At 36.8% G+C, this 25051-nt stretch carries 20 protein-coding genes, 1 pseudogene and 1 other annotated feature; of the genes and pseudogenes, 10 read left to right on the forward strand and 11 right to left on the reverse strand.

The features are described from left to right. Positions 1–57 precede the first annotated feature (57 nt). Positions 58–1722: an arginine--tRNA ligase gene (gene argS / locus ACIQ38_RS00725; RefSeq protein ID WP_402816840.1), complete on the reverse strand. Its 1665-nt coding sequence runs from the start codon at positions 1720–1722 to the stop codon at positions 58–60. Positions 1723–1823: 101 nt separating this feature from the next. Beyond that, positions 1824–2018, reverse strand: a binding site (T-box leader). A 117-nt stretch (positions 2019–2135) separates the two neighbouring features. On the opposite strand from argS, the gene ACIQ38_RS00730 reads away from it, so the two are divergent. Next, positions 2136–2993, forward strand: coding sequence for an MBL fold metallo-hydrolase (locus ACIQ38_RS00730; protein WP_402816842.1), 858 nt, complete (start codon positions 2136–2138; stop codon positions 2991–2993). Positions 2994–3152: 159 nt separating this feature from the next. Here the strand turns inward: ACIQ38_RS00730 and ACIQ38_RS00735 are convergent, their stop codons facing one another. Further along, the gene (locus tag ACIQ38_RS00735) at positions 3153–3602 is read right to left on the reverse strand and encodes a hypothetical protein (RefSeq protein ID WP_402816844.1); all 450 of its coding nucleotides are present in this window, start codon (positions 3600–3602) and stop codon (positions 3153–3155) included. Positions 3603–3771: 169 nt separating this feature from the next. Here ACIQ38_RS00735 and ACIQ38_RS00740 point away from each other — a divergent pair, with 169 nt between their 5' ends. Further along, on the forward strand, positions 3772–4614 hold the full coding sequence (locus tag ACIQ38_RS00740) for a DUF1028 domain-containing protein (RefSeq protein ID WP_402816846.1): 843 nt from the start codon (positions 3772–3774) through the stop codon (positions 4612–4614). A gap of 131 nt (positions 4615–4745) precedes the next feature. Next, positions 4746–5702 carry a methyl-accepting chemotaxis protein gene (locus ACIQ38_RS00745; protein WP_402816848.1) on the forward strand — a complete coding sequence of 319 codons (957 nt, stop codon included), beginning with the start codon at positions 4746–4748 and terminating at the stop codon, positions 5700–5702. 78 nt (positions 5703–5780) lie between these two features. Here the strand turns inward: ACIQ38_RS00745 and ACIQ38_RS00750 are convergent, their stop codons facing one another. From ACIQ38_RS00750 to ACIQ38_RS00775, 6 genes are all read right to left on the reverse strand, one after another. Further along, complete coding sequence (locus tag ACIQ38_RS00750; RefSeq protein WP_402816850.1) at positions 5781–6689, reverse strand: hydroxymethylglutaryl-CoA lyase; 909 nt, start codon at positions 6687–6689, stop codon at positions 5781–5783. A 19-nt stretch (positions 6690–6708) separates the two neighbouring features. Continuing rightward, positions 6709–8064, reverse strand: a complete 1356-nt coding sequence (locus tag ACIQ38_RS00755) for a tripartite tricarboxylate transporter permease (protein WP_402816852.1) — start codon at positions 8062–8064, stop codon at positions 6709–6711. Then, positions 8061–8516, reverse strand: a complete 456-nt coding sequence (locus ACIQ38_RS00760; protein ID WP_402816854.1) for a hypothetical protein — start codon at positions 8514–8516, stop codon at positions 8061–8063. Before ACIQ38_RS00760 ends, ACIQ38_RS00755 begins: the two co-directional genes overlap by 4 nt. A 1-nt stretch (position 8517) precedes the next feature. Beyond that, entirely contained in the window at positions 8518–9786 is a 1269-nt protein-coding gene (locus ACIQ38_RS00765) for a hydroxymethylglutaryl-CoA reductase, degradative (protein WP_402816856.1), read from the reverse strand. 234 nt (positions 9787–10020) lie between these two features. Beyond that, positions 10021–10581: a helix-turn-helix domain-containing protein gene (locus tag ACIQ38_RS00770; RefSeq protein WP_402819517.1), complete on the reverse strand. Its 561-nt coding sequence runs from the start codon at positions 10579–10581 to the stop codon at positions 10021–10023. Between the two features lie 170 nt (positions 10582–10751). Further along, positions 10752–14477 (reverse strand): DUF6359 domain-containing protein, encoded by a 3726-nt coding sequence (locus tag ACIQ38_RS00775; protein ID WP_402816858.1) that lies wholly within the window; start codon positions 14475–14477, stop codon positions 10752–10754. Between the two features lie 604 nt (positions 14478–15081). Between ACIQ38_RS00775 and ACIQ38_RS00780 the strand changes: the two genes are divergently transcribed. Together ACIQ38_RS00780 and ACIQ38_RS00785 are read left to right on the forward strand one after the other, a co-directional pair. Next, positions 15082–15195 carry a DUF1028 domain-containing protein gene (locus ACIQ38_RS00780; RefSeq protein WP_402816860.1) on the forward strand — a complete coding sequence of 38 codons (114 nt, stop codon included), beginning with the start codon at positions 15082–15084 and terminating at the stop codon, positions 15193–15195. A 104-nt stretch (positions 15196–15299) separates the two neighbouring features. Beyond that, complete coding sequence (locus ACIQ38_RS00785; protein ID WP_402816861.1) at positions 15300–15461, forward strand: hypothetical protein; 162 nt, start codon at positions 15300–15302, stop codon at positions 15459–15461. Between the two features lie 68 nt (positions 15462–15529). Here the strand turns inward: ACIQ38_RS00785 and ACIQ38_RS00790 are convergent, their stop codons facing one another. Next, positions 15530–16027, reverse strand: a complete 498-nt coding sequence (locus ACIQ38_RS00790) for a TspO/MBR family protein (RefSeq protein ID WP_402816862.1) — start codon at positions 16025–16027, stop codon at positions 15530–15532. A gap of 139 nt (positions 16028–16166) precedes the next feature. Between ACIQ38_RS00790 and ACIQ38_RS00795 the strand changes: the two genes are divergently transcribed. From ACIQ38_RS00795 to ACIQ38_RS00805, 3 genes are read left to right on the forward strand one after another with little or no spacing between them, the layout of a single operon-like run. Further along, entirely contained in the window at positions 16167–17558 is a 1392-nt protein-coding gene (locus ACIQ38_RS00795; RefSeq protein WP_402816864.1) for a bifunctional metallophosphatase/5'-nucleotidase, read from the forward strand. Beyond that, positions 17558–18601 (forward strand): DmpA family aminopeptidase, encoded by a 1044-nt coding sequence (locus tag ACIQ38_RS00800; protein ID WP_402816866.1) that lies wholly within the window; start codon positions 17558–17560, stop codon positions 18599–18601. The genes ACIQ38_RS00795 and ACIQ38_RS00800 overlap by 1 nt, the downstream gene beginning before the upstream one ends. 58 nt (positions 18602–18659) lie before the next feature. After that, positions 18660–20726: a DUF4179 domain-containing protein gene (locus ACIQ38_RS00805; RefSeq protein WP_402816868.1), complete on the forward strand. Its 2067-nt coding sequence runs from the start codon at positions 18660–18662 to the stop codon at positions 20724–20726. A gap of 389 nt (positions 20727–21115) precedes the next feature. Here ACIQ38_RS00805 and ACIQ38_RS00810 read toward each other — a convergent pair whose 3' ends face one another. After that, positions 21116–21562, reverse strand: a complete 447-nt coding sequence (locus tag ACIQ38_RS00810) for a MarR family winged helix-turn-helix transcriptional regulator (RefSeq protein ID WP_402816870.1) — start codon at positions 21560–21562, stop codon at positions 21116–21118. A 219-nt stretch (positions 21563–21781) separates the two neighbouring features. On the opposite strand from ACIQ38_RS00810, the pseudogene ACIQ38_RS00815 reads away from it, so the two are divergent. Both ACIQ38_RS00815 and ACIQ38_RS00820 read left to right on the forward strand, forming a co-directional pair. Beyond that, positions 21782–22795 (forward strand): annotated as a pseudogene (locus ACIQ38_RS00815) (NADH:flavin oxidoreductase/NADH oxidase). A gap of 76 nt (positions 22796–22871) precedes the next feature. After that, positions 22872–23324, forward strand: coding sequence for a MaoC/PaaZ C-terminal domain-containing protein (locus tag ACIQ38_RS00820; RefSeq protein WP_402816872.1), 453 nt, complete (start codon positions 22872–22874; stop codon positions 23322–23324). A 98-nt stretch (positions 23325–23422) separates the two neighbouring features. Here ACIQ38_RS00820 and ACIQ38_RS00825 read toward each other — a convergent pair whose 3' ends face one another. Next, positions 23423–24964 (reverse strand): type IA DNA topoisomerase, encoded by a 1542-nt coding sequence (locus ACIQ38_RS00825; RefSeq protein WP_402816874.1) that lies wholly within the window; start codon positions 24962–24964, stop codon positions 23423–23425. Between the last annotated feature and the right edge of the window lie 87 nt (positions 24965–25051).

Genomic DNA, 25051 nt, shown 5'->3' on the forward strand with positions numbered 1-25051 from the left:
TAACCTATTCATTAAAGGAGAGAGGAATTGGACTTTTGTCAGTAGTTCTTGGGTATGTTACATTTCCTCGGGTGCTTTTATACCAAGCAGTCTAAGAGATTCTTCTAAAACTATAGCAACTGATTGAACGAGTGCAAGACGATACGGCAAATGATTGGAATCCTTCATGATTTGTATATTTCCGTAAAATGAATTAAAGGTTTGCGCCAAATGCACGGCATATTTCGCTAGTAACGATGGATCATATTCCGCTGCAGCACGCTTAATAACAGATGGGAACTGCTGGAGTGATTTCATGACTTCCCACTCATAATCATTTACTTCAGTAACCTCAAAAGTGTTTTGTGCAGGTGCTTTTCGTAATATGGAACATGCTCTTGCATAGGTGTATTGTACATAAGGACCGGTTTCACCTTCTGTTTGAAGCATTTTCTTTAAGTCAAATTCGATGTCATGCTTTCGGTGTTGTTTTAAATCACTAAAAATGACAGCGCCGACACCTACTGTTTTTGCCACTTCTTTTTTATTAACCAATCGAGGATTTTTTTCTTCGATTGTTTTTTCGGCTAGTAGAATTGCTTCAGTTAATACTTCTTCCAGTAAAATTATTTTCCCTTTACGAGTCGATAACTTTTTACCATCTTTTAAGATAAGACCAAAAGGAATATGGTGTATAGTATCCGCCCATTCGTATCCCATTTTGTTTAAGACGGTTTTTAATTGGGAGAAGTGTAAGCTTTGTTCATTTCCTACAACATACAATGATTTAACAAAATCATATGTCTGTTTACGATGAATAGCGGCTGTAATATCTCTCGTTGCATACAAGGTTGCACCATCGGATTTTTTAATAAGGCAAGGTGGTAAATGTTCCCCAATTTCGACTACTAATGCACCATCAGATTCGATTAATAACTTCTTTTGTTGGAGTTCTTCTACAATCGGTTCCATTTTGTCGTTATAATAAGCTTCTCCACGGTATGAATCAAAGGAAACTCCAAGTAAATCATAGATCTTTTGGAATTCTTTTAGTGACTCCGTTCGAAACCATTTCCAAAGTGCCAATGCTTCTGTATCTCCATCTTCTAACGATTTAAAAGCCGCTCTTCCTTGGTCATTTAAAGAGTCGTCTATTTTAGCTTCTTCGTGAAAGCGAACATAGAGGGCTAATAGCGTTTGGATAGGAGCCTCTTGTACTTCTTTTTCATTTCCCCATAGACGATAAGCTACTAATAACTTTCCAAATTGAGTGCCCCAGTCGCCAAGATGATTAATCCTAACAGGTTGATAGCCACTTTTTTCATGTAATAAAGCGATAGAATTTCCAATGACCGTAGATCTTAAATGTCCCATCGAAAACGGCTTTGCAATATTAGGTGAGGACATATCGATAGAAACAACGCCTCCAGCACCCACATCGGAAGAACCATATTGTTTTCCTTGGTTATGAATGTTCGTCAAAATGGAATGGGCAAATGTCGATCTTTTCATAAAAATATTAACGTATCCATTTACTGCCTCCGCTTTTTCAATACTTTCATCTTGGATAATTACAGCAAGTTCTTGCGCAATAAGGATAGGAGACTTGCGAAGCTTTTTAGCTAACGGAAAACAGGGCAGAGCAAAGTCACCCAAGTGCGCATAAGTAGGAACTTCAATCATATTTTCAGCAATTGCCTCAGACGTAAAGCTTTGAATAATTTCCACTATCTTCTTTTTCATTTGAACTCCTCCTAAAAGTATTACGGGTGCCAGGCACCCGTAATACTTTTGTAATAATTACAGATTACTGGAACAACAAAAAAAGCTTTCGTCTCATTAAAAAATGAGACGAAAGCTTTACTTCCGCGGTACCACTCAATTTGCCTATTTTGGCCACTTTCTCCATAACGGTGAGTCTCCGGCTTTTTTTAAAAGCATCTCCAAAGTGCGGTTCACAACTCTTCTTAACTAGGCTTACACCGTCCCTAGCTCGCTTAATAATTCGATGTTGCTACTCTCTTTTTCTAAGATATTGTAATTTAAATTACCAAATGGAAGAAGAAAAGTCAAATTGTTTTGAAAAAAGTCCTTAGGGTATAAATCCATGTAGGAGTGAAAAGCTAACGATGACATAACTAGAAAAGAGGGAGTTTATGGATTCTAATATTTCCTACGGAGATGATTATAAATTTATACCAGCCACATCAATTGCGAGTGGAACAGGAATGGAAGTTTTACCAGGTATATATTATCATACTATACAAATTGTCAACATTTGCTTAGTTGGAGAACCTGGATCAAATGAGTTTGTATTAATTGACGCTGGGATGCCACACTCAGCTGACAAAATTACCTCTGTTATAGAGGAACGTTTTGGTGCAGATAGTCGGCCACGCGCTATTATTTTGACGCATGGTCATTTTGATCATGTAGGTGGCATTGTAGAATTAGTGAATAAATGGAAAGTTCCCGTATATGCTCATTCTTTGGAAATCCCATTTTTAACTGGAACAGAAAGCTATCCTGATCCCGATACTAGTGTAGAAGGTGGAATGATTTCTAAAATGTCTGCTATGTTCCCAACAGATCCGATAAATTTAGCCGGTAACGTAAAAGAATTGCCTTCCGATGGAACAATACCTCATATGCCTGGTTTTAGATGGATACACACACCTGGTCATTCCCCAGGGCATGTCTCTTTATTCAGGGACAAAGACGGAGCATTAATCGCAGGGGATGCATTTGTTACTGTTAAACAAGAATATTTGTATAAGGTTTTAACACAGGAACAGGAGATAAGTGGACCACCGAGATACCTTACTACCGATTGGGTAGCGGCGAAAGAATCGGTAAAAAAATTAGCGGAATTAAACCCGAAAGTTGCGGTTACAGGTCATGGATTACCAATGTCAGGTGATTTGTTAACAAGTAGTCTAAATGTACTTGTGAAAGATTTTGAACAGATAGCTATACCTGGCTATGGAAAATACGTGGATAAACCTAAACAGTAAAAATGCTACTAAAGAGGATTGTTCATAACTAATTTGCCCATTATAAAAGCAGGATAATATTTTTATTATCCAAGCAATAAAAATAAAAACCAGAACTATTACGAAATAACAAATTAGTGTTTCGAAGGATAGTTCGGTTTTTTTATTTATTTTACTTCTTTATACCCGTTGAAGAACTTGTATACTCACTACTTTTTTGGTAGAGTCATTGTTCATAACAGGATATTCTTCCATAATCCAGTTAATGGATAGTAATTGCTGTAAGGCAGGGAAATTCTGAGATTCTATTGCTAGATGGTGGATTCCCGTATCGGATATTTCATAATCTTGTCCAGCAATTTTATTGAATTTCATTTTTAAAAGGTTTTTTAATCCATTCATTGTGAGAAACTTTACGTTATATCCATCTGCTAACACAGATTTAAAACCATTTTTATCTTGCTCAAATAACTTGATAAGCTCATTAAAATCAAATTTTGGTTTTAAATTCTCCCAATCACTGCTATCTTTTCTCTCCAGTCGGTCCAATATTTCTTCATTCGAAATACCATTACTACGTAGTACTTCAATCATGTAAGCATCCATCATTGATATTTTATTACTCTCCATTTCTAAACCCCCATTATAATAACAAGATCCTTATCTAATTATAACAGAATGCCAACATGCGAATTGAGTGGATGACTGGCACCTAAGAAAAAGTTTCTTATTATTCAAACAAAAGATACAATATGAGTACATATCAACTATTAAAAACTCCAAAGAAAGGGGCATGAAGATGACATTTTCCATTGTTGGTTTCGATCCACAAGCAAATGAATTAGGGGTAGCGGTGGCGTCTAAATTTTTATGTGTTGGAGCAGTAGTACCGTATGCGAAAGTAGGAGTTGGGGCAATTGCGACACAATCATGGGCTAATTTGGAATATGGGAAGCACGGTTTGGACATGATAGAAAAAGGATTTACACCGGAACAAGCGATAAAAGAGCTTACTAGAAACGATAATAGGTCTACTTATAGGCAAGTTGGAATTGTTGATGCCAAGGGAAGAAGTGCAACATTCACTGGTGAGGATTGCTATAACTGGGCTGGCGGTTTAGCAGGGGAGAACTTTGCTATACAAGGAAATATATTAGTAGATCAACGTACAGTAGAGGCGATGAAAGCTGTATTTATACAAATGGATGGATCCTTAGCTGAACGCTTGTTAGCAGCTTTACAAGCTGGAGAAAGTGCAGGTGGTGATAGAAGAGGAAAACAATCTGCAGCTTTATTAGTCGTAAAGGAGAATGGCAGTTATGGCGGTTATAATGATCGCTACATTGATCTTCGTGTGGATGATCACAAAGAACCAGTACATGAATTAGCTAGATTGTTGAAACTGCACAGACTTTATTTTGAACCGGCGATGCCATCGGATATTGTGCCGATTGAAGGGGAATTGGAAAAAGAAATTCAAATTATCTTATATGAAAATGGTTATTTAGATAGAGGGTTAACAGAACAGGATGATTTGCTAGATGCCGTGCAGTCGTATCATTTAATAGAAAATTTTGATGAGCGGATACAAGAAAGAGGATTTATTGATTTAAAGGTGCTAGAGTATATGCGGATAAAATAGAAGATTTTGTTGGGAAGAGATATGTTTAATAAATTTAGTGAGTCATTTATACTGTATTTATGTTGTGGTATACTTAAAAAGTACTGTTCTTACTAAATATGGGCCAAAAAAATTTCCGGGATGTGTAAACGATGTTAATCTCTTTCAAACCGAAAAAAGAAGATATTGAACAATTCAAGCAAAAAATAGATGATTTAAATTCAAAATTAGATAAGAAAGAAAATGAATTCCAGATTTTCTTGAATGAATTGCATAAAGAGTTAGTTTCTACAATCGACCAACATGACCATGTTAACAGTCAGCATGCTATTTTAGGGGAAATGGTTGGGCAAATCTTAACGGAATTTAATCGAGTGGAAGATAGCACAGTTAAATCGAATGAAATATCGGATAGTGCGCTAGTAAAGGGAAATTCTTTAATTTCTTCATCCGACGAAATGGTCACTTTATCACTTGAAAGTAAGCAAGCAGTAAATTCAGTAGAAAAATTAATCGACAAATTAGGGGATCAATCTAGAAAAACTTCTTCTAGTATGAATCAACTAGGTGAACGCTCTAAGCAAATTCAAGAAATCGTTAAAGTGATTAGTGACATTTCAAGTCAAACAAATCTCCTCGCTTTAAACGCATCCATTGAAGCCGCAAGAGCAGGTGAGCATGGAAAAGGATTTTCAGTTGTGGCGGAGGAAGTACGAAAACTTGCAGAAACAACAAATACTAGTACGGCTGATATAGCAGATCTTACAAAGAAAATTCAAGATGAAATTACAAAAGCAGTGGAAGACAATCAAAATAATATCGGATTGGTAAATGAAGGAATTCAAAAAAGCGCCGATACGTCTGAACAAATTAACTCTTTACTACAAATCATTACAAATGTACAAGAGGAAGTAAAAGAATTACTTAACTCTATTAAAAATCAAAAAGTTTCTAATGAAGATGTTATAAATAAGTTTCATATTACAACTGTTTTATTCGATCAAACGAAAGAAGTGTTAATGAATCATATAGATGAATCAGAAGTTGTGACTGTCAAACTATTAGATGCAGTAGATAAAGTAAAAAACTTCACTTCTACAGAAGTGTAAGCAACATACATTTAAGAGCCTAAAATATACTTTAGGCTCTTTTTGTTAAATTGTGCGGGTGCCTTGCACCCACACAATTTAGTTGGTCGAGCTATATTTTAGGGAATGGCTTTCTAAAGGTTTATTCATCTTATCCTGTATGAACAATGCTGCCGCATGAAGCTTATCCGAGTTTATATTGGTTTGTATACCCATGCCGGTTAACATGTAATTTAGATCATCTGTCGCCAAATTACCTGAAGCACCCGGAGCATAAGGGCAGCCACCGAGTCCACCTATGGAACTGTCGATTTTCGTAATGCCCATCTCTAAGGAAGCTAATACATTTGCCATTGCGGTTCCCCGAGTATTATGAAAATGCATAGCAATTTTATCAGCTGGATAGCGTTTAAGAAGCTCTTCTAATACAAAGTTCACTTGTAAAGGATTAGCAATTCCAATAGTATCGCCCAAAGATAACTCATCGATGCCCATTTCAAAGAGGGAATCGGACAACCGGATTATCTTTTCAATTTCTACATTTCCTTCATAAGGGCAGCCAAATACAGTTGATATATAACCTCTTACTGTTTTGTTATTTGCAATACTTTCACGAACAACTTCTGATAAGACAGTTTCAGTTTCTGTAATTGTTTTGTTAATATTTTTTTTGTTGTGCGTTTCGCTTGCTGAGATAAAAACAGACACTTCATCAATTTTACTTTCCAAAGCGCGCGTTAGTCCCTTCATATTCGGCACAAGAGCCGCATAAGTCACTTCATCAAATTTATTAATTTGCTTAGCTACAAGCTCTGCATCTGACAATGCCGGAATCCATGTTGGATTTACAAAGGAAGTCACTTCTATATAGCTTAATCCAGATGCAGAAAGCAGATTTATCCATTCTATTTTATCTTCTGTTTGGATAAAATTGCTCTCATTTTGTAATCCATCTCTCGGTCCTACTTCTCTAATATGCACTTTTTTAGGAAAATTGTGTTTCACCATTTTGTATAACCCCTTTCAGCTACATACCGAATAATGTCATCATAATCCAAGTAGAAGCATAGAAAATCATAAACTGTACGCCTGCACCAATTCCAAGAATTCGATTTAATAGACCTCCAACCGCAGCCACTGTGAATGTTAATACAATTCCTACAAGTTGTGCCTCATGGAAGGCAAGAAGACATGCAAGTCCTATGAACATTGCAACGATAGCTTCTTGGCTGACAAACTTCATTACAAGAACGGAAGCTTTTCTCGCGTAGTTCATAGAAAACGGATATGCAATTAGAGAAGCAACAACTAGCCCAATCACCCCGTAAAGGAAGAAATCCCATGACGTTAAATACGTATGTAGATTATTAATAGGATCTACAGTGAAAACTGGTGGTGCGTTAAATAACGGAGATCCAGGTCCTAATGCTACAGGACTCAATGGAATCCCGAAAGCAATAAGCGGAATAATTACTTCTGCAATATAAGTAGATTCGGTAACACCATTCATAACTGCTAAGCTAGTAGTAGACTTTTTATAAGTTCCTTTCGTGCGAGAACCAACGATTTCCCCCATAAGAGATGTCATACCAACAGGACTAAAAACAAAAGTCAAAGACGAAATAAAAGTAGTAATAGAAGTGAAAATCTGTTGTCTACCAGTAAGTATTTTTAATGGATTTGGAAAATATCCTTTCCATGACTTTGTTTCAGGTGCCAAGTTGTATTCTTTAGGCTTATCCCGTTCAATTGTTTTTCTAGCATTTGAAGAAGTAGCAAATAATAAATCACAAAATATAGGACCAATTGCAATTCCTAAAAAGAAACTAATGGATAAATGTTTATCCAATATACTAAAGCTCATTAAGTCTAAACTTTTTATAAAGAATGCAAAAGGTATGATCATTAAAACACTTACCCATTTTCCTTTAGAGAAGTAAGCTATTAATATAGCAGCAAGTGTGAAAATTATTCCGGTGGATGATTTAAAAAAATCAGCGAATTGCCCTAAAAACTGTCCTAATAAAACAGCTGTTGGCAAAGCGATGAATGCTCCGATAATTCCCCCAGAAATCATCTTTCTTAGTGCAATATGGGGCATCCCCATTCTTCGGAGTGTGTTCGCGTGATCTATCAACGGAACTGCAGTTGTATCTCCTGGAATACCCATTAGCGCAGTTGGAACGGCATGTGTTAGATGTTTTGCAAGAACGGCAGCCATGAAAAATGAAAATACAGCTGCTGGAGGAGCACCTAATAGGATTACCAATAAAGTAAGCGGTACCATAATTGCTGTCTCATCTGTACCGGAAATAAGCCCTAATAAAGAAAAAACGATTGCCCCAATTAAAGCGAATAAAATTGCTGTGACAAGTAAACTCATTTCTTCTGCTCACCTCCAAGTGCTCTAAAACTATTTAATACACCTAACTCTTCTAATTCTTTTTTAGTAATAGGATCGCTTTCGATTAATCTCAATTCTTCCACAGGGTTCAATTGCAAATCCTCAAAAACTTGTTTCATGCTTTCAGAAGATGTTTCTTCTTCAATTAACACTCTTTTTGCTTTAAAAAGAATAGAACAAATAACTAGAGCTAAGACACTCCCTGAAATGCCGAGTAGTAATGAATAGGAAGCAACCATATTATCGCTGGCAATAGAAGGGAAGAGAAATAGGCCAATATTATAGCCCCCTAGACTTACGCCAACACTTATAAGGACTGCTATGAGTAAATGGTTTGGTAAAATAGTATCTCCTAGTATTTCTAAATACGTTTTCTTCTTTTTATTATCAAGGTTCAAATCAGATTTTGATGTTTCATGATTTTGTGACATCTTATTCACCTCTTTGAATCGATTGAGTTATCTCTAAAATACGGTCATATCTAAGATCTTTTTCTTTAATCGCTTGAGCAACGATTCTATCAACATCAGATTTATCTGCCCCTGCCATTACTGCTAAATTTCTTGCATGAAGGGACATATGTCCTCTTTGGATACCTTCTGCCGAAAGGGCACGTAAAGCTGCAGCATTTTGTGCCAAACCGGCAGCAGCTATGCAACCCGCAAGTTCTTCAGCCGTACTAACTCTCATTATTTTAAGAGCTGCTTGTGCAACTGGGTGTGTTTTTGTAGCGCCACCGACAATACCGACTGCCATAGGAAGCTCGATAGTTCCTGATAAGTTACCATCTGCATTAATCTCCCATTTAGTTAAAGATTTATAGTGACCAGATATAGAAGCGTAAGCATGCGCCCCAGCTTCTACAGCACGTGTGTCATTTCCAGTTGCTAATACTACAGCAGAAATTCCATTCATAATGCCTTTGTTATGAGTCGCGGCACGGTAAGGATCAAAGTCTGCAAATTCGAAAGCGCTTACAATGTTTTCAACTATTTCTTTGCCCCCCAGAGCTTCGCTTGAAAATACTGCTCTTGCTCGAACTAATCGACGGTCTGCAAGATTAGAGATAATACGAAGTACAACTTTTCCTCCAGTAATTGTTTCAATAGTTGGTGTCACGGCTTCTGCCATCGTATTGACTGCATTCGCTCCCATTGCATCTTTTGTATCAACTATAAGATGAATTACTAGCATAATCTGATTTGTGGTAGGAATAATATGGACTTCTAAGTCTTTCGCTCCTCCACCTAGAGATACTAATGTAGGATCTTTTTCATTACAGTAGTTTAAAATCTCTTCTTTATGTTCAAATATCTTTGCTCTTGCTGCATAAGGATCTGCAATATTTAGTACTTGGATTTGTCCGCGCATAATTGTCCCACTCATGGATGTAAAAAAACCACCAAGCTCATATGCTGCTTTAGCTGCGTTACTTGCTGCAGCTACAACGGAAGGTTCTTCAGTCGCCATAGGAATGAAAGTGTCTTTTCCATTTATTTTAAAATTTGTAGCAACTCCAACTGGTATCCCAATTTGTCCTATGACATTTTCAATCATTGAATCTGCTAAGTCCATCGATAACGGATATTCTCCAGAGAGAGAATTTATTTCATTTTCTGATAAATTACACCCCTTTGTAACAATATCAAATCTTTCTTTTGTTGATAAACGGTAAAAGCCTGGAATTCTTGAATTAGACATACAGTACACCCCTTCTTTTTGTGTAATAGTATTCAACTAAGTTGAATGCTATTACACAAAGGTACAATAATAATTATTAATTGTAAATACTTAAAATACATCTTATTCAGAAAATATTAATTTATTTATAATAAGATTAGAAAAAGAGGGAAGGGGATCAGTACGAAGTATACAAGAAGGCGACTGCTGATTTTTATAGTCAAATAGACAAATAAAATCAGCACGATAGAATTATTAAAGAGTGTTTCCTTGGATAAAAAGAGTTAAAACCTTTGCTTCCGTATTTTTATCGGCTGAAAGAAAAATATGAGGAATATTACCCTCGAAATATGCGCTATCTCCTGGTTCTAAGAAATATAATTCACCATCATAATATAAATTAATCGAACCGGATAAAATATAGATAAATTCGTCTTCTATATGGGTAAAGGGTTCTACTAAATCTGCTTCGGGCAATACTGTAACAATTACAGGTTCTATTTTGCTAAATTGGTTACGGTTTGCAAGTGCTTCATATGTGTAGCCTATTTCTTTATTTCCAAGCTTTAGCTTTTTTTCGTTGTTTTTGACGATGGCTAATTTATTTTGGTTATTTGCTTCTAAAAACCAAGATAATGGAGCATTTAATTCTTGAGCGATTTTCGAAAGTGTCGCAACAGCTGGAGAGGCTTGTCCATTTTCAATTTTTGATATATGACTCTTTGTTAAATTGCATTTCTCAGCCAGTTCTTGTTGCGTAAGTGATTGATTTAATCTAGCTTCTTTAACTTTTTTACCTATATGCTGAAGATAAATTTTACTCTCCTCCTAGTGAGTTCTACTATTAATAATCAAATAATACTATTAATGCTTTAAGTTTGTAAGTAGGTATAGAAAAATTCTAACTTCTATTTTTGAAGTCCCCCGAATAAAATGGAGCGCATAAATGACACAGCCACTTACGCGCTCCTAATATTAGTTCTTACTTATTTAATTTTCTTGAATTTCCACTTCTTTGATTTACTATCGTAGTAAGCACCTTCTACAGTAGGTTTTTTACCTCCTGTAACAATGATGAAGTAGTCTTTAAAACCTTGTGTTATTTTATTATTTTTGCTATCAAAGAAAGCGATGTCTTTCAACTTTAGGTTATCTTTAATCTTCTCTTTGTTCTTTTCTTTTAATAGACCTGGTGGTACATGATAATCTAAGTGAAGTGTAAATTCACCACTCTTAGCAAGTGTATGAAAGTTCCTTGCAGGGATAGTGAATGTTCCGGTAATAAGTGTAATGATGACATCTTTATTGGCCGCGTCTATTTTCTTTGTAGCTGCTTCTGTGAAACGAATATAAACGTTTCCGGCATCGTGCAATACTGACCCGTCTACTGTGATAACAGCTTTAGAGGTATCTACCTGCTCAGCGGTAATTACTGCTTCACCAGCCTTATTAGATTGAACAGTGACGTTAATCGTTACTTTATTATCCCTGTAGGTTGCGGTTATTGCTGTTTTTCCAGCTGCTTTTGCTGTAATCGCACCTTTTTCTACAGAAACGACTTTCTTATCAAAGCCACTGTAAATTGCTTCTGCAGTTACGTCTTTTGTTGAAGTAGAACCATCTTGTTTGGTCGTAGTTTCTGTTAATGTAATTTGTTCCGTTTGACCTGATTCTAATTGTGCAGATGTTTTATTCGCTTTTAGAGTGTATGTTTCTTTTTCGTTAAATTCAACTTGGACTAAAACAGGATCGTGATCAGATGCACGACCGTGAATATCCATGTAGTTCGCGTTAATGTGAATCATGTCTACAGAAGTTTTATCTGCTAAATTATTCGTTACTAAAACATGGTCTAGAACTTGGTTGTTTCCTTGATAGTAATAAGAAAAACGTTCACCAACAGGCACTTTTTCTACCATATTCGTTAAAATGCCACCCTTAAGAGCAGCAAGGGTAGGGGTGAATTCAAAATCATTCATATCACCAGCTACGACTACGTTTAAATCTGGATCTTTCGCTTGACCAGCTTTGATGAAGTTATTAATCATAGTTGCTATTTCAATTCGCTCTGCTTCCGAGACTAGATATGGAGGTTGATGTTTCCCAAATAAAGGCTGATCTCCGCCTTTAGAATTTAAATGTGTTCCGATAACAACCACTTTTTCCCCTTTGAATTCAAATTGAGCCGCAAGTGGTTTACGCGTATTAGGTAGGGGGATGTCTAAAATACGACCTGGATTTAACGTTAAGTTACCATTTTCATCCCAGGCTGCTTTATCAGTTGAGCTACCTTTTATACCTTCTACTAAAGTGACACGTTCTGGATTGTACAAGTATCCTACTCGAATATTCCCACCTGGTTGTCCACCATCTCGATCATACTCAGGTGCGATGTCTGTCCATTTGTAAGTCGGACCACCTTCAGAAACGATTGCAGCAATTAAGCGTTCATAACTCGCAGATGCATCTGTATTGCCAGAAGCTGTTGGTCCATCATTATCTTGAACTTCTACTAATGTAATAATGTCGGGAGATTTCATATTTTCCACGAATGACTTTGCGATTCTCGCTACTTTTTCATCAGGGGTATTTTCTTTATTTGTTGAAAAGTTTTCCACATTGTAAGAAGCTACTGTTAGTTTATCTTCTTTTGGTTCAATATTTGTTATTACTTTAGGTTTTTCAATCCGAGTAATTGGCGGAAGAGAGGATTCTTCTGTCCATAGCTTGAAATTTCCAAAACCGTAGCCCATTACACCAACAATATTTTCTGTATAATAGTCACCAGATTTTGCGTCATAGTTTTCATTATTAATATCTACAAAAATTCGCTCTGGATTGTAGTCATTAGCTGATATATTAACACCGCCTAAAACATTGAATACTGTATTAGTAGAATTAGCTGCTACTACAGCAACTTCACCATATTGTTGTGGTCCAACTACTTTTGCATTCGGAATGGCGAGTCGCATTAATTCAACAGATTCCCAAAAATCGATTCCATCCTCTAATGGATCAAATGAAGTTAATCCGTCATTGTCGATTATTTCGGTTGGCGGGAAAATATCTTCCCCGATAACTAAAGGAGTAGGGAGAGCCGCTGTTCCACTCTTTGTAACAGTTGTCGCACGAATTCTTGTAATTGGTAAATCATTTGCTTTCATATCCGAATAGCCTTCGTAATACCATTCCTCTACAGTTCCTGAAACTGCTACTAAATCGCCAACTTTAAGTCCGTTTGAAGCTTTATTAACAATGATTGCTTCGGAAGTAGTATTGTCGTCATCCGGATTAATGTCTTGAATGACAAAGTTTGCTGAGTTATACAAGTGTGTTACGACTCCATTGATGTTTTGTACGCTTGCACCTTCATAAGGAGAGAAGTGCCCGTTTCCTTGAATGTCGCGAATAATAAGGTTATTTGACTTCAGTACATTGTAGGTAAAATTGAATACATCAGAAGTAGTGTCACTTACAGCAATTGCTTTAATTGTTGTAGTTTTTGTTAATTTAATAGGGGCAGTGTACTTTGTACTTTCCAATGTAGGAGTCGAGCCATCTAGTGTATAGCGGATAGTCGCACCTTCAATTGGTGTCATTAAAGAAATTTCTGTTCCTTCCGAAATAGTTCCAGGTAAAACATCCGTGTAAACATCGGGTTTATTTACTTGTTCAAAGCTTTCTAAACCGAGTGTTTTCACCTGATAGCTTGTATTGAATTTGGAAGCGATACCAGAAACATGTATTAAATCGCCATTTTTATATTGCTTGATGAATGTCTCGTATTCTAATCCGTTTCGGTTATCATTTCGAATAACAACAGATTCACCATTTTCATGTGTTGCAGTGAATTCGAATGTCCCGAAGTCATTTGTTTTTACTAAATTCGAGATGGTAGCGTTATTTAGTTGAATACGTTCTGCTTGAGTCTCTTCACTCACTCCAGTCGGTGTAATTTCTTGGGCTGTTGGAAGGGTATTTCCTGAAGAAATCTTTGAAATTTTAGTCGGTTGGATTTGAAGTTCTCCACTGTATGGACTTACTTTTCCTTCAAGCTCTACAATATCTCCAGGATTTACATCTGCTGAATTAGTAAAAGCGTAAATTCCGGCTGTTTCATCTTGGATGTAGAAACCTTTTCCACCCCAAAAACCAGTGCCTGTTGTTACTGTTCCCTTTACTTTGATTACTTTATTTGCATCCGTTATAGCACGAGCAGCAGCGATATTTTCTAGTTCCTCCACTTCAGGAGGAGTTGGTGCTTCTCCGTTTGAAATAATCGTGTATGCACTTGCATTTCTCAGTCCCGGAACACTGAAATAGGCGGATAATGTGCCAGTAATTGTAACTTTCCCTTTGAATAAATTAGGGTTGTCCACCAAATTTAAAGCAGCCCGAACTACACCGGTTGGTAATTGAACCGGTAATATTTTCGATGCGTCCGTTTCGTTCGGAGAGTCGGCAAGCCCGACATTGGTTGCTACTGTAAAAGGTGCTTCTTGATCATAAGTAGTTCCAGAGCTTGCAGTCCCTACGATAAATCCTTGAACAGTTGCCGTACCGGTATTATTTGCGATGGCATCAGCAACAGATATAGGTTCTGCTGCTTGCGCTGTTGGTGCAGCGATAAACGGTAAAACCATAGTTAATACTAACAAGAGAGATAGGGCTACCTTGCTGAAAACGTGATTCTTCGTGTCACTTTTTGTCAACTAACTCACTCCTTGGCATATATTGTTTGATGCAAATAGATTATAGCAAAACAAAATTAGTAAAAAGATAAGATATTGTAAAATTTATAATATTGAAACGAAAACAGGAGGGAAGTATGTAACGGGAAGATTTTTGCTGTGAAAATATAATTATGGTGAAGTGAATACAAAGTTATAGATATATGAGAAAAGATATCAGAAGGTAAAATAATAAGATATTCTTTATAATTCCTATTTTTTTATTACAAGTGCCTGGCACCTGTAATATTCCCAAAATGAATTAACTGTTTGCGATTAATGCACGGCATATTGTGCTAATAAAGTGAGGTAGCTATTTTCAGTTGTGCGCTGAGTAACAGTTGGGAACTGCTCGAGACATTAATGATTTCTCATTCATAACTATTTAATTCAGTAACTTTAAAAGTGTTTTAGTAAGGTGCCTATCATAAAATAGAATATGCTCTAGTATAGGTGTATTGTACAGCCGGACTAGTTCCGCCTTCTGCTTGAAGTATTTTTTAAAAGCGAATTCTTTAAGTTTCTTATTATTCAAACAAAGGATGTAATATGAGTAATATCAACTTTAAAAGAAGGGGGTACGAACATGACATTTTTCGTTGTTGGTTTTGATCCACAAACAAATGAATTGGAGGTAGTGTTAGCATCCAAATTTTTATGGGTTGGAGCAGTGGTACTGTATGCAAAAGCAGGAGTTTGAGCAATTGCGACACAGTTTTGGGCTAATTTGGAATATGGAAAGCATGGCTTGGACGCTGGAAAAAGGATTTACACCGGAACAAGTAATGAAAGTGTTTACTAGAAATGATAATATGTCTAGCTATAAATGTGTTTCATCTTTCAACTTTTTTGTTCGATCAAACGGAAGAAGTATTGATGAATCATATTGATGAATCAGAAATTGTGACTGTCAAACTGGTAGATACAGTAGATAAAGTAAAAAAATTCACCTCTACAGAAGTGTAAGCAACATACATTTAAGAGCTTGAAATATCCTTTAGGCTCTTTTTGTGTGGGTGACTGGCACTTAAGGGTTATTTGTTGAGCTTCCATACAGCATAATTAAGACCCAATGCAAATGCAACCCACCCAATATACGGCACCATAAGCGCTCCGGCAGTCTTATCTACTTTTTGAAACTCATATGCAGTTAAAGCTATTAAGGCAAGCATTGCAGTCATTTCGATTAATGCAGTACCTCGAAGACCCCAACGAAAAAAGAGGAATGACCATAAAAAGTTAAGCCCAAGTTGTAAATCATATAAGGGAATTGCCAAAGTATCTTCTTTTGTGCGATTTACCTTTTCATCTGCTCGATATTTTGCTATACCCATTATAGTGTAAAGAGATGTCCACACGATTGGGAAGGTAGCGGCTGGAGGAGCAAAGGATGGTTGTGTTAGTTTTTTGTATTTACTTTGTGCATTTCTGTTCGCTAACCATCCAGTAATAGATCCTCCTACAACAGGAACAAGAATGCTAAGTGCTAATCGTTTTTTATTAATACGTCCATCTACTTTTAGAAACTCCATACTGCATACCTCCTACTATTTGTTACTCGTATTATTCCCCATTTCACAAAGTAAAACCAAGAAATTATTTACCGTATCTATTTTGATGGAATTGTCAGAAATGGTAGAATGGAATAAAAACTAAATTCTGGAGGTCCCTATGAAACTAAAAGTTTTACATACAAATGATGTGCATAGCAACTTCGACAACTTTGCAAAAGTCGCAACACTTATCAAACAACATAAAGACGAAAATACAATTGTATTAGAAGCTGGAGATTTTGCCGATTTTAGAAGCATTGAGCTGCAAGGAACAAGAGGGATAGCTGCAATCGAGTTACTAGAGAATATTGGTTACGATGCACTAACTATTGGAAATAATGAAATGTTCAATGGAGTGGATACACTTGAACATATGGCCAGTAGTAGTTCGTTTCCCTTTATTAGTAATAATTTATTCAAAAAAGATAAGACGGAGATTAAAGGTGTAAACAAGAGTGTTATTCTCGAAAAAACTGGTTTGCGAATTCTTGTTACTGGTTCTTCCCCTAATATGGGTGTTTTCAATGATGGGCTTGGTATTTCCATGACCGATTATAAAGAAGCAATCATAGAAGAAATAAAAAGAAATGCAGGGAATTATGATATTTGCATACTTTTAAGTCATGTAGGGACATTTGCAGATGAGCCACTTGCGCTGGAGATTCCGGAGATAGACGTTATTATTTCGGCACATGATCATAAACTTTTTGCCGAAGCGAAAATAATAAACAACACAATCATGAATAGTGCAGGAAACTATGGCGAGCATTTAGGAGTTCTAGAGCTTGAAATTAATGAAGGGAAAGTAAAGTTGCTTAACTCCTTCACACTTTCTTCCATAGATGTCGCTAAAGATGAGCAAGTTGTATCTATATTAAAAAGAAATAAAGAAAAGGCAATTGATGTGTTGAGTCAACCGCTTTATACAATACCTCAAGCTCTATGGCATGATGTGCTCGAGGAAAATCCCATGACGAATCTAATAGCGGAAGGGTTAAAGGATATGTTGCAATGCGATATTGGACTTATTAATAGCGGTATTTGTAATGCAGGAATCTTTCATGAAATGACACGGAAAAAACTGATAGAGACTTGCCCATCGCCATTAAATCCAACTTCTTTCGAAATTCAAGGAAAGTATATTAAGGAAGCGCTAGAACAATCTTTAGATGCGCAAGTTTGTCTAGCAGATGGACGCGGACCAGGTTTTAGAGGGAAGTTCACCGGTAGACTACATATAGCTGGAGCGGAAATAGTACATGATGGAAAAAAAGTTCAAGCCGTTTATGTGAATGATGTCCCTTTAGAAGACGAAGCCTGGTATACAGTGGCTAGCTCTGACTTTTTACAAAGAGGTTCAATCTATGAAAGCCTAGCAAACAATCGAAATGAAAAATATCTTGCAGAAGAAATTAAAGATGTTATTCGCTTATATGCGGATAAAGAAGAATTTATCGAGAAAGCATACGTGAATAGATGGAAAGAGACCGTTAAATTGGAGGCACTATAATGCGTAATCAATCGAAAAAGATTAGACAAAGAGGAGTCGTCATAGGGCAACTCCCTGTTGGGAAAAAGAATTGTATTACCGATGTTGCAGATGTCAAAGTAGGGCATGTCACATTAGACTATTCTTTAGGTGAAGGGGAATACGCATGCACTGGAGTGACGGCTATTTTGCCGCACGGAGGTAATTTATTTCAACAAAAAGTAGTAGGTGCAAGTTACGTACTTAATGGTTTTGGGAAAACAACTGGTCTTGTACAAGTGGAGGAATTAGGATTAATAGAATCGCCCATTATGCTGACGAATACATTTGCTGTTCCTGCAGTTACTCAAGGGGCATTAGAATATATGTTAGAAGGAAATTCGGAGATAGGAGATACTACTGGAACGATTAACTTAGTTGTCGGAGAGTGTAATGATAGCAGGTTGAACTCTATCCGTAAATTGCCAATCGAACCGAAACATGCTGTGGAATGCATACAAAAAGCTTCGACAGCTGTTGCTGCGGAAGGTGCAGTAGGTGCTGGCAAAGGGATGATTTGTTTCGGATACAAAGGTGGTATTGGATCTTCCTCCCGTCTTGTTGGGGATTATACGATGGGGTGTCTAGTACTTAGTAATTTTGGAAGAAAAGAAGAGTTTCAAAGTGCTCACTATAAAGTGGAGGAGCAAAATGACGTTCCAACTTTTCCAAAACCGGCTGATGGTTCTATAATGATTGTTTTGGCAACCGATGCCCCACTTAGCAGTAGACAACTAAAGAGGGTAGCAAAAAGATGCGGCATCGGACTTGGAAGAACGGGTAGCCACTTTAGCAATGGCAGTGGGGATGTCGTGATTGCATTTTCCACAGCAAATAAGGTTGCTCATTTTGCTGAAGAGAGCATAGAAACTAGAATCCAACTAAGGGACGATCATCCAATCATGAATGATCTGTTTCAAGGAGCGACTGAAGTAACGGAGGAAGCAATCTTGAATTCATTGTCCCAGGCAATTACCACAGAAGGACGAAGAGGGAATATTGCACATGCTTATCCATTTGAATGAGTGTGCGGTTTGTAAATTTTATGATTGAGTTGTTATGAACAAAAGGGGGGACAATTGGATGATTCCAGCTAAAGCAAATTTTATTTCTACTGCTGCCATAAGAGAAAAGAGTGTGGACTCGATCGTCGATTGGTTAAATCAGCATCAACAATCGTTTTATATACTTGGCTCCTGCTATTTCGGTAATCCTCAACAAATCGAAGAGCTTTTTTATCGAACCATTTTAAAAGTACAAAAGGAATTGCCTCATTATAAACATAAAATACGATTCGAAACATGGGTGGCATCGATTTTCTTGCATAACTGCCGGGAGCTTTCTCGTGATAGAAGCTTGCAATTTTCTGCAGAAAGTGAACCTCGTCAAGGTGTCTTTAAGGCACTGGATCAATTGCGACAGGATGAGAAAGCAGCGATAGTTCTTACATACGTACAACAATTTTCTCGCGAAGAAGCGGCATATCTTCTCCAAGTTTCAGAGATGAAGATGAAAGAGTTGTTGGTTTCCGGAATTCAGTCACTTAAAAATGAAATATGGCCCGGCTCAACCTTTCATGGCTGTGAGGAATATCAAAAGGATTTCCTCGATTACTTAGAACAAACAATGGAACGGTCGAAAAAAATTGAGTTAGAAGTACATATTTACGGGTGCCAACAATGTCAAGAAGAGTTGGCTTCTTTGCAGGATGTCATAGACACTCTGTCTAAGCTTACTGATAGAATAGAAGATTTACATATGCCAATTCATTTCATGGAAAATGTCAAAGGAAAGCTAAAAGAAAACGACAAGCAAAGACAGCACAAGCACAAGAAACGTAAAAGAATGGGACTTGTTTTAGCAAGTGTATTCGTAATATTAATAGGTACAGGTTTCTTTACAGGGACGTTTGCCAACCTCTACTATTCATGGACAGAGGAAGATCCGCAACTGATTTCCTATTTACAAAAAGGTCTTGGTCAAAGGCTGAACCTGGAAGCGGAAAGCGAAGGGGTAAAAATTACGATTAAGAGCGTAATTGCTGATGATACTCAGACACTGGTTTTTTATGAAATTGAAGACACAGTGGAAGACAGTCAATACATGATGAATTATGGTAATGGAATTTACGTAGGGAATGAATATGAAATTATGGACAGCGGAACATATTACCCAAAGTATTATCCACCTGATCTTGAATCAGATGAAAATAACAAAGAAAAGAACGTATATCGAGGGAAACTAAGCTTATTGCCACTTAAAACGGAGAGCGGGACAATTGAACTCTCCATTGTAAATATTCATAAATTGAGTCGTGATTCCGTTGGGCAGCAATATCTTTCAGATCTCGGTAGTAGTGCAAATAAATCAGGTGTATGGGAATTCGAGATACCTGTAACCAAACTACCTTCCACCGAATATACACTGAATGAAGTAATAGAAATCGAGGGGATTCCAATTCGAATTGATAAATTAACGATTGCCCCGACGGTGACGATTATTCAATTTGGCATTAATCACGAACAACGAGAAAAACGGATAGATTTTCTGGAATTTGACAGCCTGGAAGTGAACGGTACGAAAGTGAAAGCTGATGTGTACGGTACCTCTTATGTGGATTCTCAGCAAGATGCGAATTGGAATACGCTTCAGACACAATTTGATCCTCTTTTTGGTCAAAAACCGAAAGAGGTTAACATTCAACTTAAATCTATCCAGTTATCCTTTGAAGACATAAAAACAATTGAATTGGATGTTACATCAGAACGTCCTCAAACTTTTGAATATGCAGGAAGCACAATCTCCATAGAAAAACAGGAAGATGAATCATCTACCAAATTTGTTGTAAGCAATCATGAAGTAAAGAATCGAGCCTACGAGTGGTTCAATTTCAATTTTCTGAATGAGAATGGAGAGGTACCTGGTGCAATGGAGATGGATTCAGAAGTAATCATTGTGGATAAAAACGGGGTAGAATATGATATGTATCAAATATCTTACCCGAATGATGAAATCGAGCAGCCCCATTATTTCAATACACTTCAAAGTGCTCGTTTTCAAGGTGAAGAAATGATTCCTAAAAAACTTGAGATTTACGGATATCAAACAACGAAATATTTAGATGATGTTGTGAAGATTTCTTTGGAATGACAGGTGAATTAAATATAATAACTACAATTAGACGTAAATTCGATTCCAATTAGATAAATAGACGGAAAAAGTCCGCTTAATTAGTAATTATAAATAAAAAGGGCTTAAATAAACGGAAAGATTCCGCCTATTGACCCGAAAAGCATGAAAACGGGGCATTTTTTCTTGCATAATCGGAAAACCTGCCCTTATTTACTCGGAAACTAGCTCTACCCTGTATACAACCGGACAATCTCCGCTTATTTTTCTTTCGCTATATGTTTTGTGCTGATGGATGAGCGTTCTTCACAAGGGGAATCAATTTAGTATAATTAAAATAGAGTAGGCGTATAAATAAAATCATGTACCTACTCTATTTGTTTTGCTCTTGTGCCAATTTAAAATGAGTCTCATTCAATAGATTGTTGTAAATTGGTTAGTGTTTCTAACAAATTATTATATTGCTCCTTACCCATGCCATTCTCAACTTTCTCCTGAATTTGTAGCCAAATAGGTGTTGCTTCCTCTAATTTGCCGAGGCCTATGTCAGTGATCGAAATAGATTTTGTTCTGGAATCATTTTTATCTCTAGTAATGTTAACATAGCCGCTTTCTTTTAGGATATTTACATTACGAGTGACAGTAGTTTGGTCAAGTAACATAATGTCGCCAAGCTTGCTAATAGAAATCTGCTTATGCCGGACAATGTTTACTAACATATAGTATTGAGTGACTTTTAAGCCAGTAGGTTGCATTTGCTTTTCATAGCTTTGTGTCACAATTCTTGCCACTTTTCTGAGGTTTGCGCAAGCGCAAAATTGTATAATATAATCTAATTCACTGTTTTGGTTGTTCATCTAATAGCTCTCCTCTAACATACCTTCAAGATACTTTTCTTAAAAAACACTTTACATTTAGCTGGAAATCATTTCTTGACAGATAATATGTTTACTAATACCATTATATATGTATATGCATGTAGTTGGGAAGGAAAAACGTCTTTTAATTTTCAATGCTTATCTTATATATGTATATACATATAAAAAGAAGGAGGATTTTAGTTGAAAGATATAGACATGTTCATGCCTTTTACATATAAAGGTCTGACATTAAAAAATCGTATTATGATGTCTCCTATGGTTCAATATTCAGCTATTGGAAAGGATGGCAAATTAACCGATTGGCATTATGTTCATTATGTAAGTAGGGCAGTTGGCGGAGCAGGTCTAATCATGATCGAAATGACAAATGTGGAACCAGATGGTCGATCATCAAATACCGATTTAGGTTTATGGTCCGATGAACAGGTGCCTCCTTTAAAAAGGATTTTAGACGCATGCCATCAATATGGTGCAAAAGTGGGCATCCAAATTGCTCACGCTGGACGTAAAGCAACAGATGCAGAAGTTCCAATTGCACCCTCAGCCATTCCATTCGATGAAAAATCATAAACACCAAGAGCATTAACAACAGACGAAGTATATGAAATGATTGAGAAGTTTCGCAAGTCGATTCAACTAGCTTTAAAGGCTGGAGTGGATACCATTGAAATTCACGGTGCCCATGGATACTTAATTCATCAATTCCATTCACCACTTACAAATAGGAGAACTTACGAATTCGGAAGGGATTTAACGAAGTTTGGATGTGAAATAATTAAAGTGGCAAAGGAAGAGATGCCAGAAAATATGCCTTTACTGATGCGTCTTTCTGGAAAAGAATACGTCGAAGGTGGGTATGATATCGACGATTGTATCCGTTTTTCAAAAGATTATCTAAAAGCCGGGGTAGATATCTTCGATGTATCTTCTGGTGGAGAAGGGCAGATCCGTGCGTGGGGTAAACCTGGAACACATGCGGCTTATCAAATGCCGTTAGCCAAAAAAATGAAGGAAGCACTGAATGTACCTATTATTGCGGTAGGTAGATTAGATGACCCATTACTTGCCAATTTAGTAATTGGAAATCATGAAGCTGATATTGTAGCAGTAGGAAGAGGGATGCTAAGAAATCCTTATTGGGCATTAGAGTCTGCTAAAGTTCTTCAAAAAGAAAGTGATATACCTAGACAATATACAATGGGCTTTTAATATTCTTACCAATAAATTTTTCAGAATAAAAAGTAAAAATAAAGCGTTAAATAATTTTTCTTGGGAGTGGGATAATGTGGTAGAACAGGGGCTTTATTTGGATGATTTAAAAGTAGGGGATACTTTTATCAGTGAAAAATACTATTTAAGCACAGAGAAAATAAAAAGCTATGCGCTTGAGTTTGATCCCCAAGTTTTCCATTGTGATGAGAATCTTGCGGAAGATACTTTTTTCAAGGGATTAGCTGCTAGTGGTTGGCATACTGCATCGATTACGATGAAATTATTGACAGAGAGTTTACCTTTTGCTCACGGAGTTATTGGAGCTGGCGGAGAGATAAACTGGCCGCGTCCTACTCGCCCAACTGATGTGCTATACGTGAAGAGCATAATTAAAGAGATTAAGCCTTCCAAATCTAAACCGAACCAAGCGCTTGTCGTTGTGGAAAGCGAAACATTAAATCAACATAATGAGGTCTGTCAAAAGTTAACGGCAAAACTTTTAAGCTTTAAAGAGAGTGAAGACTAGAAACGCTACTTTTTAAGTATAAAAGCGATGTGAAAAGCCCTACTTCATAAAAGGGTTTTACATCGCTTATTTTATGCTGTCATAAAATTGAAGAATGATTATTTAAAATCTAGTTTTAATTTACCCTCCACAAAGGTCAGATAGGCATTAAACTTTTGTCCGTTTTCTGCTACGAAACCTTTTATTTCATTTGTCTTGCCTTTTGTACAAAGAAGTTTTATCTGACTTGGCGTAATCTTTTTCTTTAAAAAGTATCCATTAAACGTCTGTGTACAGCCATTTTTGTATTCCGTGCAACCATAGAAACTTTTATGGGCAATTATAGAACCTTTTTGACATTTTGGGCAAGTTACAATAGGCTCTCTCTTGAATTTCGAATCATATTTTGATGCACGTGGAGCAAGTTGTATATCAATATTTTTGGTTTTTAATTGATTCGGAACTTCTTCCAATAAGCTTCGAATGAATTTCGCGATACTTCCTAGGAATCGTTCTTGTGAGCCTTCACCATTACCTATTTTTCTTAAATAGGTTTCCCATTTCGCAGTCATCGATGGACTTGCCAGTAGATTTCCTTCAATTGCTTGGCAAAGAACACGTCCTTTATCCGTAATAGACACGATATTTTTTGTCACATTTATATAGCCGTGACGTTTTATCGTTTCTATAATTCCACTTCGAGTTGCTTCTGTACCAAGACCTTCTACTTCTTTTAGAATTTCTGTTTCATCTTTATTGTCCACAAGCTTTCCACAAGTTTTCATCATGGCGATTAGTTGACCTTCTGTATAAGGCTTCGGAGGCTGTGTTTTTCCTTCCTTTATATCAATATTACTTTGCACATTTTCCTGCTCCCGCAAAGGAGGTAGGGATGGCTCGTCTTTCTCAGTTTCCTTAGAGGAACGAACAAATAAAGCTTTCCAACCTTTATCGCGTTCGGTTTTGCCGGTCGTAAAGAAAGGTAACCCATTTACATCTGTCACAACTTTCGTTTCGGTATATAAATAATCGGTATGAAACATAGCGAGTGTCGTACGGACAATCTCTTCATATAAATTTCTCTCAATACTAGACAAGCCGGCAAGCTTAGCTTGGGTAGGAAGTTTTTTCGTCGGAATGATGGCATAATGCTCTTGGACCTTCGAACTGTCCACATAACGCTTTTTAGGTACAAGCGAAGTGACAGGGAAGGGGTGTCCGATAAGCTGTTGATAATCGGAAACTTGTGCTGCAAGATACGAAAATTCACTTGGCGTAATATAACGTGAATCCGTACGAGGATAAGAAACAAGCTTCTTTTCATAAAGTCCTTGCATCGTCTTCAATACATCCGCCGGGCTCGTTTTCCATAATCTGTTTGCAGTTGCTTGTAATGTGGATAAAGAATGGAGCTGAGGTGGCGGCGTACGTTTATCCAGCTTTTCCACAGAGTTAATAACACCTGGTGAATTCGGTTGGATATTATGTTTTGCAAGCAGAGCCTGTATGATTTCCCTTTTCGGTTCCTTCGCTTTCGCTTTTCCTTTATAAGTACCATGCTCTGCTGTAAATATTGCTTCAACTTCAAAGAACGGTTCCGAAACAAAGTTTTCTATCTCCAGTTGTCGTTGGTAAATCAAATAGATCGTTGGAGATTGCACTTGTATAACTATATTTGGGTTGTTTACAATAACAATTGGATTACCAAACCCTAAATACGCTATTTACAAGCTTTAAATCTATTAAAA

Source organism: Psychrobacillus sp. NPDC096389 (assembly GCF_044762855.1).
In the GTDB taxonomy this organism is placed as follows: Bacteria; Bacillota; Bacilli; order Bacillales_A; family Planococcaceae; genus Psychrobacillus.

Excerpts from the sequence above, each read along its gene's own strand:
- argS (WP_402816840.1), bottom strand. The coding sequence starts at position 1,722 with ATGAAAAAGAAGATAGTGGAAATTATTCAAAGCTTTACGTCTGAGGCA.
- ACIQ38_RS00730 (WP_402816842.1), top strand. The coding sequence starts at position 2,136 with ATGGATTCTAATATTTCCTACGGAGATGATTATAAATTTATACCAGCC.
- ACIQ38_RS00735 (WP_402816844.1), bottom strand. The coding sequence starts at position 3,602 with ATGGAGAGTAATAAAATATCAATGATGGATGCTTACATGATTGAAGTA.
- ACIQ38_RS00740 (WP_402816846.1), top strand. The coding sequence starts at position 3,772 with ATGACATTTTCCATTGTTGGTTTCGATCCACAAGCAAATGAATTAGGG.
- ACIQ38_RS00745 (WP_402816848.1), top strand. The coding sequence starts at position 4,746 with ATGTTAATCTCTTTCAAACCGAAAAAAGAAGATATTGAACAATTCAAG.
- ACIQ38_RS00750 (WP_402816850.1), bottom strand. The coding sequence starts at position 6,689 with ATGGTGAAACACAATTTTCCTAAAAAAGTGCATATTAGAGAAGTAGGA.
- ACIQ38_RS00755 (WP_402816852.1), bottom strand. The coding sequence starts at position 8,064 with ATGAGTTTACTTGTCACAGCAATTTTATTCGCTTTAATTGGGGCAATC.
- ACIQ38_RS00760 (WP_402816854.1), bottom strand. The coding sequence starts at position 8,516 with ATGTCACAAAATCATGAAACATCAAAATCTGATTTGAACCTTGATAAT.
- ACIQ38_RS00765 (WP_402816856.1), bottom strand. The coding sequence starts at position 9,786 with ATGTCTAATTCAAGAATTCCAGGCTTTTACCGTTTATCAACAAAAGAA.
- ACIQ38_RS00780 (WP_402816860.1), top strand. The coding sequence starts at position 15,082 with ATGACATTTTTCGTTGTTGGTTTTGATCCACAAACAAATGAATTGGAG.
- ACIQ38_RS00785 (WP_402816861.1), top strand. The coding sequence starts at position 15,300 with ATGATAATATGTCTAGCTATAAATGTGTTTCATCTTTCAACTTTTTTG.
- ACIQ38_RS00790 (WP_402816862.1), bottom strand. The coding sequence starts at position 16,027 with ATGGAGTTTCTAAAAGTAGATGGACGTATTAATAAAAAACGATTAGCA.
- ACIQ38_RS00795 (WP_402816864.1), top strand. The coding sequence starts at position 16,167 with ATGAAACTAAAAGTTTTACATACAAATGATGTGCATAGCAACTTCGAC.
- ACIQ38_RS00800 (WP_402816866.1), top strand. The coding sequence starts at position 17,558 with ATGCGTAATCAATCGAAAAAGATTAGACAAAGAGGAGTCGTCATAGGG.
- ACIQ38_RS00805 (WP_402816868.1), top strand. The coding sequence starts at position 18,660 with ATGATTCCAGCTAAAGCAAATTTTATTTCTACTGCTGCCATAAGAGAA.
- ACIQ38_RS00810 (WP_402816870.1), bottom strand. The coding sequence starts at position 21,562 with ATGAACAACCAAAACAGTGAATTAGATTATATTATACAATTTTGCGCT.